Consider the following 12,534-nt stretch of genomic DNA (forward strand, 5'->3'; position numbering starts at 1 on the left):
AGCAGCGAACCGCGGCGCTGCGCGCCGCGGTTGTGGCTCGCTGCGCTCGCCGTTCGACGCTTCGCGTCGGGCCTTCGCTTCGCTACGGCCGTGTCCTGTTCGCTTCGTTTGAACGGGGCACGCCTCGCTGCGCTCAGCGTGAGGGCCGCCTTCGCTGCGCTTCGGCGCCGTGCTTGTGCACGGGCGGCTCTCTCCGCTTCGCTGCGGGAGCCGAAAGGCGGCGCTGCGGGCCGGGGCCCGCGTTGCGGGCCGAGAGGGTTCCGCTGCGCTCCACCCTCGGCGGCCACTCGGGTGAGGGTGGCTGGGGTAGGTGGCCGTCAGCGGGTGAGTGGGGGTTGGGCCCGCCGCGTGGGCCAGGCCGGCTATGGGAGGGGGTGGATCGATCGGGGCGGATATCGGCGTAGCGGCTTTTCCTGATTTGATGCACATGTAGTCTTGGCGGAAGCATAAGACCTCTCCTCGATCATCTGATGCGGGCTGATATGTCCGCGCCTTCCGGAAAAGGAAAATGCATGTGGAGTGCTCAGGACGTGGCACGGGATCAGGTTCGGCGTCAGGCCAGTGGCTTGAATGCCGCCGCAGTTGCGGAGAAAGTCGTGGAGGCCGCCGTCCGTGAGCGGGAAACCGCGGAGCGGCTGAGGGGGAACGGCTCCTTCTACAAGTTCGAGATGGACCGGGAGCGGTTGGCTGTCATCTGGCTTGCCAAGCATGCTGAGTGGCAGCGCGTCAGAGACTTGATGACCGCACTCGGTTGGAGCATGTACGAGCCGGAGCAGGACGCTCAGGGCTCGGTTTGGGCTCGCGAGCGTGAGCAACGGCTTACGGGCGCGCTTACGCCACAAGCCGCTTCCGAGGAGCGGGGGCGGGAGGAAGCGGATGAGCTGCGTGCGGAGGTCTGGCTGTCCGCCGCAGCCGGCCGACTGCTCCAAACGGTGGCCTACCGGACGGGACTACCTCCCTCTGTGGTCCTGGCCCAGCTCGCCGAGAGAACAGTGATAGGTGAAGACGGTACGGTTTCCGTGCTTCCCTTCACACCGTCCCAGTGACTCCCGCGGTGAGTGAAAAAGAAGGCGTAGAGAAGAGGTGAGAATGCTGGGTATTCAGCTTCGGGAACACCAGATTGCCCAGAAAACAGCTTTCCGGAAATGGGTGGGATTCCCTGCAAGATCACCTGTGCCTCCGGAGGGAGCGCGGGCCACGATCGTGTCCGCGACCGGATCGGGCAAGACCATCACGGCCGCCGCGTGCGCACTGGAATGCTTCCCCCACGGCCGGATCCTCGTCATGGTGCCAACCCTCGACCTGCTCGTGCAGACCGCCCAGGCCTGGCGGAGCGTCGGTCACCGTGGGCCGATGGTCGCGGTGTGCTCCCTGGAAGGCGACGCGGTACTGAACGAACTGAGCGTGCGCGCCACCACCAACCCGATCCAGCTCGCCCTGCGGGCCGGACACGGGCCAGTCGTCGTGCTGGCCACCTACGCCTCGCTGGTGGACCGCGAGGACCCGGATGACCCGACGGGTCAGAGGAAGGTTCGTGGGCCACTGGAGGCCGCCCTGGCGGGCGGGGCGCGGCTCTACGGACAACAGATGACAGGCTTCGACCTCGCCATCGTGGACGAAGCCCATGGAACTGCCGGTGATCTTGGCCGGCCGTGGGCGGCGATCCACGACAACGCCCGGATCCCGGCGGACTTCCGGCTCCACCTCACCGCCACCCCCCGCATCCTGGCTGCGCCCCAGCCCCGAAGGGGCGCGGACGACCAGGAGGTGGAACTCGCGTCGATGGGCCAGGACTCCGCCACCTACGGGCCATGGATCGCCGAACTCGGACTCTCAGAGGCGATCGAGCGCGAGATCCTCGCCCCATTCGAGATCAACGTCCTGGAGATCCGCGACCCCTCCCCCGGCCTCGGGGAGACCGAGGAAGCGCGGCGCGGCCGGCGCCTGGCGCTTCTGCAGACCGCGCTCCTGGAACACGCCGCCGCCTACAACCTGCGCACGGTCATGACATTCCACCAGAAGGTCGAGGAAGCGGCCGCGTTCGCGGAGAAGCTCCCCGAGACCGCCGCCGCGCTGTATATCAACGACGCCACGGACGCCGACCTGGCCGCCGCCGACAAGCTACCCAGATCCTCGATCGACGCCGGGTTCTACGACCTCGAGCCCGGCCGCCACGTACCCCCGGAACGTGTCTGGGCGGCGTGGCTGTGCGGCGATCACCTCGTCTCCGAACGACGCGAAGTCCTGCGCCAGTTCGCGAACGGCATCGACGCGAACAACCGGCGCGTGCACCGGGCGTTCCTCGCGTCCGTTCGAGTGCTCGGGGAAGGCGTGGACATCACCGGCGAGCGGGGAATCGAGGCCGTCTGCTTCGCCGACACCCGCACCTCCCAGATCGAGATCGTCCAGAACATCGGCCGCGCACTCCGCCCCAACCCCGACGGCACCACCAAGACCGCCCGCATCATCGTGCCGATCTTCCTCAAACCCGGCGAAGACCCCACCGACATGATCGCCTCCGCCAGCTTCAAGCCACTCGTGGCCGTACTCCAGGGCCTGCGCTCACACTCGGAACACCTCGTCGAGCAGCTCGCCTCGCGTGCGCTCACCAGCGGCAAGCGCACAGTCCACGTCCGGCGTGACGAACACGGGCGGATCACCGGCACCGGCAGCGAGAGCGACGACAAGAACCAGAAGCACAACGACACCGACACCGCTGCCGAAGCAGCCCTGCTGCATTTCTCCAGCCCGCGCGCCCCGGCGACAATCGCAGCCTTCCTCCGCACCCGCATCTACCGGCCCGAATCCCTGGTCTGGCTGGAGGGCTACCAGGCGCTGCTGCGCTGGCGGAAGGAGAACGAAATCACCGGGCTCTACGCCGTCCCGTACGACGTCGAGATCGAAGTAGAAGCGACCAAGGCGTTTCCGCTCGGACGATGGGTCCACCAGCAGCGCAAAGCGCTACGGACCGGGGAGCTTCAGGAACGGCGCAAGACGCTGCTGGACGCACCCGAGGCCGGAATGGTGTGGGAGCCCGGCGAGGAAGCCTGGGAAAACAAACTCGCCGCCCTGCGCTCCTACCGGCGGGCGACCAGGCACCTCGCACCCCGGCAGGACGCCGTATGGGGCGAGGGCGGGGCAATGGCGCCCGTCGGACAGTACATGGCCAACCTCCGCCGCAAAAACGGCCTCGGCAAAAACCCAAAACGAGCCACGCAGCGCACCCAGCAGCTCGCCGCGATCGACCCCGACTGGAACTGCCCCTGGCCCCTCAACTGGCAACGCCACTACGCAGTACTCCGCGACCTCGCCGCCGACGGGCACCTGCCCGAGATCCAGCCCGGCGTGCTGTTCGAGGGCGATGATCTGGGCCGCTGGATCCAGCAGCAGAAGAACCCCGGCACCTGGACGCAGCTCCTCCCCGAACAGCAGAAACGACTGACCGTGCTGGGCGTACAACCCACCCAGGCACCGTCTCCCGCCCCAGCAGCCAAGAGTGCCACCAAGGACCACGGCAAAACGCAGCAGGCGTTCCAGCAGGGACTGACCGCCCTCACGCAATGGATCGAACGAGAAGGCCCCCACCGACCGGTCCCAAGGGCCCACGGGGAGGAAATCGCGGTCGAGGGTGAGACGGAACCCGTGACCGTCAAGCTCGGCGTATGGCTCACCAACACCAAAACCAGACGCGACAAACTCACCCAGAACCAACGTACAGCACTCGCGAAACTGGGCATCGACTGGGCATGATGCCCTGTCCGGTCGACAGGGGGAACCTCAACTTCGGGCACACCCGGCTCGGTCAGACGCACCCGATACAGCTTCACGATCAGCTCACCCACCAGCCGACGCGTCCACAACTGCCCACTCAGCCCCACCTCGCAGGGCCGGTGATCGAGGACCGCCTGCCGCACGGCGGCCTGCTCGGCCTCCCCGAGTACCTGGTGCACACCGACCGGCTTGCCACGCGGCCGCATCACCAGCGCCTCCCGGCCACCGAGCTGCCACTTCGCCCACCACCCGTCGACGGCCTTCAACGACACCCCGAACACCGCCGCCACCTCCCTGCGGTCCCGGCCCGCCACCAACGCAGCCACCGCCCGAAGCCGCAGGGCCTCCTGCGCCGACGGGGTCTTCTTCTCCTTGCCTGGGGCCTTGGCCTTCCAGCCGTGCCGGACGGCGCTGCGGAGCATCGCGTTGTAGGTGGAGCCCCGCCAGTCGGTCTTCTGCTCGACGAGTTCCTGCTTCTCCATGTCCCACCAGCGCAGGGGCAGGCCCGCCAAGATCCGTAGGGCCGCGCAGACGCCGCGCTTGACCATGGCGGCGCGGCGTACGACGCAAGGGACAGCAGTCTCTCGTCGTCGGTCTGTGGGTACGGTCGACACGTTCCAGGAATGGATGGGCCCTACCGTCCGGCCTCGGCCCCGAGTTCCGCTAGGCGGGTCAGGGCGGGCAGCGCCGCTGCGATCGCCTGTCGTTCCGCGGGTGTCAACTGGGCGATCAGCGGGATTAGGTGACGGCCCCGGTCCTCGCGCCGAGACTGGCCGATCTTTCGGCCGCTGTCGGTGATGTGGACCAGGACGGCACGTCCGTCCGCCGGGTCGGGGCGGCGTTCCACGAGATTGTCGCGCTCGAGCCGGGTGACCAGCTGAGTGAGCCCTGGCTGGCTGATCTGCTCGGTTCTGGCGAGTTCGGTCAGCCGTTTCGGACCGCTGAGGGCCAGTGTATCCAGCACGGACAGTGTCGTGAACGACAGCTTCTGCACCGTGGGAAGCCGGATGTAGTAACGGTTGAAGTTCTCGATCGCTCTGGTGAGGTCATCAACATTCAAGTTGGTGTTGTCGTCGGCACGCTGAGTAGAAGTCACCCTGGAAATATATCGCAGTCTTATATAAGATCCTGATTGATCGCGTGCCGGAGCCTCATCCAGGCGCACGGTTGCATTGCACCTCGGCGCAACGACGCGTCAGTGGACTTGTAGAGCGCTAGGTGAGGAACACACCCATGACTGTGCGAATCGGCATCAACGGCTTCGGGCGCATCGGTCGCAACGTCTTCCGTGCGGCGGCCGCGCGGACTTCGGAGCTGGAGATCGTCGCCGTCAACGACCTGGGCGACGTGCCCACGATGGCCCATCTGCTCGCTTATGACTCGATCCTGGGTCGCTTCCCCGAGGAGATCACCGCCGAGCCGGGCGCGATCCGCGTAGGTGACCGGACGATCAAGGTCCTCGCCGAGCGCGACCCCGGCGCCCTGCCCTGGGGCGACCTGGGAGTGGACATCGTGATCGAGTCAACTGGCATCTTCACAAGTGCCGAGAAAGCGCGCTCACACGTCGAAGGCGGAGCGAAGAAGGTCATCATCGCCGCTCCTGCCAGCGGCGAGGACATCACCATTGTCCTCGGTGTCAACGACGGTGCCTACGACCCCGAGCGCCACACCATCATCTCCAATGCCTCCTGCACCACCAACTGTCTCGCCGTGCTGGCCAAGGTGCTGCACGACGCTGTCGGCATCGACTCCGGCATGATGACCACGGTCCACGCCTACACGCAGGACCAGAACCTCCAGGACGCCCCGCACAAGGACCTGCGCCGGGCCCGGGCCGCGGGCCTGAACATCGTGCCCACCTCCAGCGGCGCTGCCAAGGCCATCGGTCTCGTCCTGCCGGAACTCGCCGGCCGGCTGAACGCCTTCGCCCTGCGAGTGCCCGTCCCCACCGGCTCGGTCACCGACCTCACAGCCACCATCCGTCGCGGCACCACTGTGGACGAGGTGAACGAGGCGTACACGGCCGCGGCCTCGGGACCGTACAAGGGCTTGCTGTCCTACGTGGACGCGCCGTTGGTCAGCACCGACATCGTGGGCGACCCGGCCTCCTGTGTCTTCGACGCCGGGCTCACCCAGGTGTCCGGCCCTCAGGTCAAGGTCGTCGGCTGGTACGACAACGAGTGGGGCTACTCAAACCGCCTTATCGACCTGGCACTGCTCATTGGGTCGTCTTTGTAGATTCTCGCCGATCCGATCCCCGTACACGGCGCGCAGCGCACCCGACGCCACCGATGCCGTCGGCGTTCCCAGATGCCCGGCGAATCCCCTGCACGACGTCACGAGGACAGACCAGATGAAGGAACTTCCGACGTTACCGTTCGATAACCCATCCATACTCGGCATCGCGCCCCAGATGCGCGCACTACAGCAGGAGGGGCCGATCACCAGGGTGCGGACCGCCGGTGAGGATGCCTGGCTGGTCACCCACTACGACGAGGTGAAGGCACTACTCTCCGACCGCCGACTCGGTCTCAGCGATCCCAAGCCGGTGCGGGCGGTCAAGAGCACAGCCAGGAGCACCATGATGGCGCTGATGGCCGGGGACGACCACGGCACTGAGGCCGCCGAGCATCCGCGGATGCGCGAGCTGCTTGTGCCCCGGTTCTCCACGCGCCGGATGCGCCTGATGAAGACCCGGATCGAGCAACACGTGGACGAGCTGCTCGACCGGTTGGCCGCCAGCACTGCGCCGGCCGACCTGCACCGCGCACTGTCGTTCCCGTTGCCGACCATGGTGGTCTGCGATCTACTCGGCGTGCCGTTGGCCGACCGGGAGCGGATCGGGCAGTGGGCGAGAGGCACATTCGACCAGAGCGACAGCCAGCACTCGGTGAACACCTTTCAACAGGTTGTCGACTACGTGACGGAACTGGTGGTGCGCAAGCGAACCGATCCGGGCGACGACATCCTGTCCGAGCTGATCGCCGAGAAAGACGGCACACTGTCCACTGAGTACATTGCCCAACTTGGTTGCGCAGTGCTGTTGTTCGGCTACGAGACCACCATTGTGCGCATCGACATGGGAACCCTGCTGCTGCTGCGCAACCCGGCCCAGCGTGCCCTGCTGGCCGAGAATCCCGAACTCGCACCGGCCGCGGTCGAGGAGATCCTGCGCCTGGCTGTCGGCGGCAAGGGATCCAACGCGCTGATACCCCGTTACGCGCACAGCGACATCACCGTCGGCGAGACAGTGATCCGGACCGGGGACGCGGTGATGCTGGCCATCGGCGCGGCCAACATCGACGACCGGGCGTTCCCCGACAGCGACGTGCTCGACCTGACCCGGGACAAACCCAAGTCGCATATGGCATTCGGGCACGGCACCCGGCACTGCATCGGCCGCGTGCTGGCCCGGATCGAGCTGACCGCCGTGTTCGAGCGGCTGTTCCGCAGACTGCCAGACCTGCGGCTCGCGGTACCCGAGGAGTCGCTGCGCTGGCAGGAGCACCGGATCACCGGCGGGTTCGACGAAATCCCCGTTACCTTCTAGTGGCATTGCACGAGCGGAAATATAGCCGGCCACCATTCATGGTCATAGGTGGCACATACCGTAAGACCGAAGCCGTCGGCCTGCCCGGATGTTTGACGCTCCTTTCCCCACGCACAGTCACGAGGAAAAGGAATCATGACGGACGCTTTCAGTGACTATGTCGACTGCACGCCCCTTCTCGACGACCGGGAGGCCCTCGACCGGTTCTACGACGAGCACGGCTACCTCTATCTGTGCGGCGTTCTGGATCGTGAACTCGTGCGGACCGCCGCCGAGCAGATGCTCGAGGGCCTGATCGCACTCGGTCACGCCGCCCCCGGCGCCACGCTCGACACCCTCACCATCGAGTCCTTCGATGCGGTCGACGAAGTAGCGATGCACGACTACGTCAAGTACGACGACCTGTGGAACCACCCCTCGACCCTCAAGGTCTGGGAGAAGGTCTTCGGCGAGCCCGTCTTCGTCTTCAAGTCGACGACGATCCGCTACTACCCCTCCGCCGCGGGCTCCGCGGAGCCGAGCTTCCTGACGCCGCTCCACCAGGACGGCTTCTACATCGGCCCGAACAAGGACTTCCGCACCGCCTGGGTGCCGCTGCTCCCGACGACCCGCAGCATAGGCGGCGTCGCCGTTGCCGACGGCAGCCACAAGAAGGGCCCCCGCGAGCATGTCGTCACCCCGAACTTCCGCCGCTTCGGCCACCCCGTGCGCGGTATTCCTGCGGAGGAGTTCGGCGCGGATGAGCAGCTGCTGTTCTCGCCCATGGAACCGGGCGACCTGATCATCTTCCACGCCTTCATGTGCCACAAGTCCATCCCCAACGTCTCGGCGAACCCGGCGGGCATGCGGATGTCGATGGACACCCGCATCCAGCCCGTCTCTTCGCCCCGCGGGTTCAACTCCCTGACCCCTTGGCCGGAGTCCGCGAAGGACGCCTCCAAGGGAGTCCTGTCGAAGATCACCGGCACCCCCACCACCACCGAGTGACGTTGGCACCCCGCACCCGCCCCAACCGTCCCCCCACAAACGCCTGGGTAGGCAGCGCATGACGAAACGCGAGGGCCTCCCCCCGCTCAAGGAGCTCAACGCGCCCCCGGAGCCCCCGGCCGGTACAGAACCGGCCATCGCGGGGCTCAGCGGCATCGCCCTCATGGTGGTGCTCATCGGATACGCCCTGTCCATCGTGGACGCCTCCATCGTCAATGTGGCGCTGGCCTCGATCAGTGACGACCTCCACGGCGGCCCCGCCGCACTGGAACTGGTGGTGTCCGGCTACGGCCTCACCTACGCCCTCGGCCTGGTGCTGGGCGGACGGCTGGGCGACGCCTACGGCAGACGGCGCCTGTACACCTATGGGCTCGCGGCATTCACCGCCACCTCGGCGCTGTGCGGACTTGCCCCGACCATCGAGTTCCTCGTAGCGGCACGCCTGTTGCAGGGTGCGGCCGCCGCCATGCTCGTACCGCAGGTGCTGGCGACGATCCAGGCGGCCACCGTGGGCCAGGAACGCGCCCGGGCGATCGGCCTGTACGGCGCGACCGCGGCTCTCGGCATGGTCATCGGACAGATCCTGGGCGGGCTGCTGGTCTCGCTGGACATCGCCGGTATCGGCTGGCGGTCGGTCTTCGCGATCAATGTGCCGATCGGAGTGGCCGCGCTGCTGGCTGTCCGGCGCGTCCCCGCGACCAGGGCCGACGCGAAGCCGGGCTTCGACCCCCTGGGCACCTTTCTGTTCGGTGTCACCATGGTCTGTGTCCTGGCCGTGGTCGTGGCGGGCCCCGACCTGGACTGGCCGCTGTGGCTGTGGTCGCTGCTCGCGGTCGCCGCGGCGGGGGCGCTGGCGCTGGTACGGGCCGAACGCGGGCTGGAGGCGCGGGGTGGCTCACCCCTGCTGTCCCCGTCGGTACTGTCCCATCAGGGGATGCGCAGAGGGCTGGCGGCGATGGTGCCGTTCTCGGCCGGCTTCGGTGCCTTCCTGTTCGTCTACGCGCTGATCGCACAGGGGCACTTCGGCTTCGACGGGCTCGAATCCGGCGGGGGGCTGGCGCCGTTCGCCGTGGCGTTCTTCGCGGTGACGCTGTTCACCCCGAGGATCGCGGCGGCCCTCGGCGGCCGAATCGTCACCCTGGGCGCCCTCGTCCAGAGCGCGGGCCTGCTGCTGCTCGCGTTGGTGATCTGGCTGGGCTGGCCGCATCCCTCCCTGGCGCTCGTGCTCCTCGGGATCGGCTTCTACGGCGTGGGCGCGGCGCTGACCGGTCCGACGCTGTTCCGGATGATCCTCGCCGACGTACCCCCCACGCAGGCCGGTATGGGCAGCGGTGTGCTGGTGACCAGCCAGCAGATGGCGACCGCGCTGGGCGCGACCGTCGGCGGAACCTTCTATGTCTCTCTGGCCGGTTCGCTGTCGACGGCGTCGGCGACCGTGCTCGTTCTCGCCCTGTTGGGGTGTTTCTCAGTGACCGTTCTCGTGATCAGCCTGAAGCTCCCCGACCCCAACTGACACCCGCACCCCTGGAACGGCGCGATCTGATCCGGACCTTCTCCTTGGCAACAGCGCGCCTTCCTTCGGCGTGCCGGCAGCAGAAGCGGAGACAGCCAGGTGCAGTTACGACGACCAAGGACAGCTGTGGTGACCGGCGCGGCCAGTGGCATCGGCCTCGCCCTGAGCTCCCGCTTCGTGCGGGCTGGCGTCGGTGTGGTCATGACGGACGTCGAAGGCGACGGGGTACACCGCCGGGCCGCCGAACTCGCCGCACAGGGCGGGGAGATCACGGCGGTGACGGCCGACCTGACCGACCCGGAGGCGGTCGAACGGCTCGCGGACATGGCATTCGACCGGTTCGGCGATGTCGATGTGGTGTGCAACAACGCCGGGCTCCTCGGACCGGTCGGACAGCCGTTGTGGACGGTGCCGCTGGAGGAGATGCGACGGGTCTTCGATGTGAACCACTGGGCGCACGTCCTGGTGGCCCGCGCCTTCGTCCCCCGGCTGATCGACAGCGGCCGTCCCGCCCATCTGATCCATACGGCCTCGATGTCCGCCTTCGTCGTCGGCGCGGGCAGCGCCGCCTACGCCGCCTCCAAGCACGCCGACCTGGCGGTCGCCCGCAGTCTGCGTGCGGACCTGCAAGGCACCCCGGTCCGGGTGTCGGTGTTGTGTCCCGGCCGGGTCGACACGCCCATGGTTCAGGGCCTTCAGGCCCCGCGCGGCGCGGGCGGTGACACCACGGTGAGCGCCGAGGAGGTCGCCGGACTCGTGTGGGAAGCCCTCGGGACCGACCGCTTCTACCTGTTCAGCAACTCCGACACCGCGCTGCGGCTGCGCGACCAGTTCGACGACGTACGGCGTCATGTCTCCCTTCCGCCCCCTTCCCCCGAGGAGGAACTGTGGCCCGCACCGAAAACGACGACCGTAGCGACGAAACACTGACCATCGACCTGGAAGCGGTAAGGGAGAAATACCGGCAGGAACGCGACAAGCGCAACGTCGGCCGCACCTACCAGTTCGCGCGCGGTGACTTCAGCCGCTACGCACAGGACCCCTACACCGAGCGGCATGAGCGCGAGCCGCTCACCGACGAGGTGGACGTCGCGGTCGTCGGCGCCGGCATCGGCGGCCTGCTGACCGGCGCCCATCTGCGCCAGGAGACCGGCCTGGACCGCATCCGGCTGATCGACACCGCCGGCGATGTCGGCGGGACCTGGTACTGGAACCGCTTCCCCGGCGTCCGGTGCGACGTCGAGAGCTACATTTACATGCCGCTGCTCGAAGAGCTCGGCACGGTGCCTACCGAGAAGTACGCGACCGGACCTGAGATCTTCGCGCACCTTCAGGCGATCGCCCGCAAGTACGACCTCTATCGCGACGCCCTCTTCCAGACGTCCGTCACCGAGCTGTGCTGGGACGAGGCCGTCGGGAAGTGGCTGGTGAGTACCAACCGCGGGGATCTGATCCGGGCTCGGTACGTGGCCATGTCGATCGGTCTGATGCACCGCCCCAAACTCCCCGGGCTACCGGGCCTGGAGACGTTCGCCGGGCACTCCTTCCATGCCAGCCGCTGGGACTTCGACTACACCGGCGGCGACAGCACCGGCGACCTGACCAAGTTGCGGGACAAGAAGGTTGGCGTCATCGGCACCGGCTCGACCACCATCCAGCTCGCCCCGCACCTCGCCGAGTGGTCCGAGGAGCTCTACCTCTTCCAGCGCACCCCGGCCACGGTCGACGTGCGCGGCAACCGGCCCACCCCGCCCGGCTGGGCGGCGAGCCTGGAACCGGGCTGGCAGCAGCGCCGTATGGAGAACTTCCACGCGCTGACCTCCGGCATCCCGCAGGACGAGGACCTGGTCCGGGACCGCTGGACCCAGACCACGGCCAAACTGGCCGCCGCAATCCTGCCCACCGGCGACACCGGGGGCGACCCGAAGGAGCGGGCTCTGGCGGCCGAGCGGGCGGACTTCCTCAAGATGGAGGAACTGCGCGCCCGCATCGACAGCGTCGTCACCGACCCCGCGACCGCCGCTGCGTTGAAGCCGTACTACCGCGTGTACTGCAAGCGTCCCTGCTTCCACGACAGTTATCTGCAAACCTTCAACCGGCCCAATGTGACCCTGGTGGACACCCAGGGGCAGGGCGTGGAGCGGCTCACACCGGCCGGGGTGGTCGCGAACGGCCGGGAATACCCGGTCGACTGTCTCATCTTCGCCACCGGATTCGAGCACGAATTCTCCGTTCCGTACACCGACCGCGCCGGCTATGACCCCGTGGGCCGGGGCGGCATAAAGCTGTCGGAGAAATGGTCACAAGGGGCCCGTACTTTCCATGGACTTCAGGTGAACGGCTTCCCCAACTGCTTCATCCTGTCCAAGGTCCAGGCTGGTCGGCACGTCAACATCGCCTACATGCTGGGTGAGCAGACCCGACACCTCGCGCACATCGTCAAGTGCGTCGAGGAGCGCGGCCATCAGGTCGTGGAGGCATCAGAGGCGGGCGAGAAAGAATGGTGTGAGGAGATCCTGCGACTCGCCTCCAACGACCTCGACTTCCTCGAGAACTGCACGCCCGGCCTCTACAACAACGAGGGAAAGCCCGGCGAACTGCCCGCGCTCAATTCCAGTTACGGCGGCGGCTCGGTGGAGTTCGTGAAAATTCTCAGGAGCTGGCGTGAGGCGGGCGATCTCGCCGGTCTCGAACTGCGCTGACCGCTCCCCTC

The 12,534-nt window shown here is 67.4% G+C and carries 9 protein-coding genes and 1 pseudogene; 8 read left to right on the plus strand and 2 right to left on the minus strand.

Annotated elements, in window-relative coordinates:
* The first annotated feature begins 596 nt into the window (after nucleotides 1-596).
* Together LJ221_RS01635 and LJ221_RS01640 are read left to right on the plus strand one after the other, a co-directional pair.
* Complete coding sequence (locus tag LJ221_RS01635; protein WP_241713056.1) at nucleotides 597-1,046, plus strand: hypothetical protein; 450 nt, start codon at nucleotides 597-599, stop codon at nucleotides 1,044-1,046.
* Nucleotides 1,047-1,089: 43 nt separating this feature from the next.
* Nucleotides 1,090-3,750 carry a DEAD/DEAH box helicase gene (locus LJ221_RS01640; protein WP_241713058.1) on the plus strand — a complete coding sequence of 887 codons (2,661 nt, stop codon included), beginning with the start codon at nucleotides 1,090-1,092 and terminating at the stop codon, nucleotides 3,748-3,750.
* 38 nt (nucleotides 3,751-3,788) lie between these two features.
* On the opposite strand, the pseudogene LJ221_RS01645 reads toward LJ221_RS01640, so the two are convergent.
* Nucleotides 3,789-4,193 (minus strand): annotated as a pseudogene (locus LJ221_RS01645) (transposase); the annotation flags it as partial.
* Between the two features lie 212 nt (nucleotides 4,194-4,405).
* Nucleotides 4,406-4,867 carry a MarR family winged helix-turn-helix transcriptional regulator gene (locus LJ221_RS01650; protein ID WP_241713060.1) on the minus strand — a complete coding sequence of 154 codons (462 nt, stop codon included), beginning with the start codon at nucleotides 4,865-4,867 and terminating at the stop codon, nucleotides 4,406-4,408.
* A gap of 137 nt (nucleotides 4,868-5,004) precedes the next feature.
* On the opposite strand from LJ221_RS01650, the gene gap reads away from it, so the two are divergent.
* The 6 genes from gap (at nucleotide 5,005) to ptlE (ending at nucleotide 12,523) form a co-directional block, all read left to right on the plus strand.
* Complete coding sequence (gap, locus tag LJ221_RS01655; RefSeq protein ID WP_241713063.1) at nucleotides 5,005-6,009, plus strand: type I glyceraldehyde-3-phosphate dehydrogenase; 1,005 nt, start codon at nucleotides 5,005-5,007, stop codon at nucleotides 6,007-6,009.
* 115 nt (nucleotides 6,010-6,124) lie between these two features.
* The gene (gene penM, locus LJ221_RS01660; RefSeq protein ID WP_241713065.1) at nucleotides 6,125-7,321 is read left to right on the plus strand and encodes a pentalenolactone synthase; all 1,197 of its coding nucleotides are present in this window, start codon (nucleotides 6,125-6,127) and stop codon (nucleotides 7,319-7,321) included.
* A 135-nt stretch (nucleotides 7,322-7,456) separates the two neighbouring features.
* Nucleotides 7,457-8,308, plus strand: a complete 852-nt coding sequence (gene ptlH, locus LJ221_RS01665) for a 1-deoxypentalenic acid 11-beta-hydroxylase (protein ID WP_241713067.1) — start codon at nucleotides 7,457-7,459, stop codon at nucleotides 8,306-8,308.
* Between the two features lie 58 nt (nucleotides 8,309-8,366).
* Entirely contained in the window at nucleotides 8,367-9,821 is a 1,455-nt protein-coding gene (locus LJ221_RS01670) for an MFS transporter (protein WP_241713068.1), read from the plus strand.
* 129 nt (nucleotides 9,822-9,950) lie between these two features.
* Nucleotides 9,951-10,751 carry a 1-deoxy-11-beta-hydroxypentalenate dehydrogenase gene (gene ptlF / locus LJ221_RS01675; protein ID WP_308314694.1) on the plus strand — a complete coding sequence of 267 codons (801 nt, stop codon included), beginning with the start codon at nucleotides 9,951-9,953 and terminating at the stop codon, nucleotides 10,749-10,751.
* Complete coding sequence (gene ptlE, locus LJ221_RS01680; RefSeq protein ID WP_241713072.1) at nucleotides 10,709-12,523, plus strand: neopentalenolactone/pentalenolactone D synthase; 1,815 nt, start codon at nucleotides 10,709-10,711, stop codon at nucleotides 12,521-12,523. Before ptlF ends, ptlE begins: the two co-directional genes overlap by 43 nt.
* Nucleotides 12,524-12,534: the final 11 nt, after the last annotated feature.

The organism is Streptomyces sp. CNQ085, from assembly GCF_022614595.1.
GTDB lineage: Bacteria > Actinomycetota > Actinomycetes > Streptomycetales > Streptomycetaceae > Streptomyces.

Bases quoted from the DNA above. Each gene is read 5' to 3' on its own strand.
- LJ221_RS01640 (WP_241713058.1), top strand. From the start codon at position 1,090: ATGCTGGGTATTCAGCTTCGGGAACACCAGATTGCCCAGAAAACAGCT.
- gap (WP_241713063.1), top strand. From the start codon at position 5,005: ATGACTGTGCGAATCGGCATCAACGGCTTCGGGCGCATCGGTCGCAAC.
- LJ221_RS01670 (WP_241713068.1), top strand. From the start codon at position 8,367: ATGACGAAACGCGAGGGCCTCCCCCCGCTCAAGGAGCTCAACGCGCCC.
- penM (WP_241713065.1), top strand. From the start codon at position 6,125: ATGAAGGAACTTCCGACGTTACCGTTCGATAACCCATCCATACTCGGC.
- ptlH (WP_241713067.1), top strand. From the start codon at position 7,457: ATGACGGACGCTTTCAGTGACTATGTCGACTGCACGCCCCTTCTCGAC.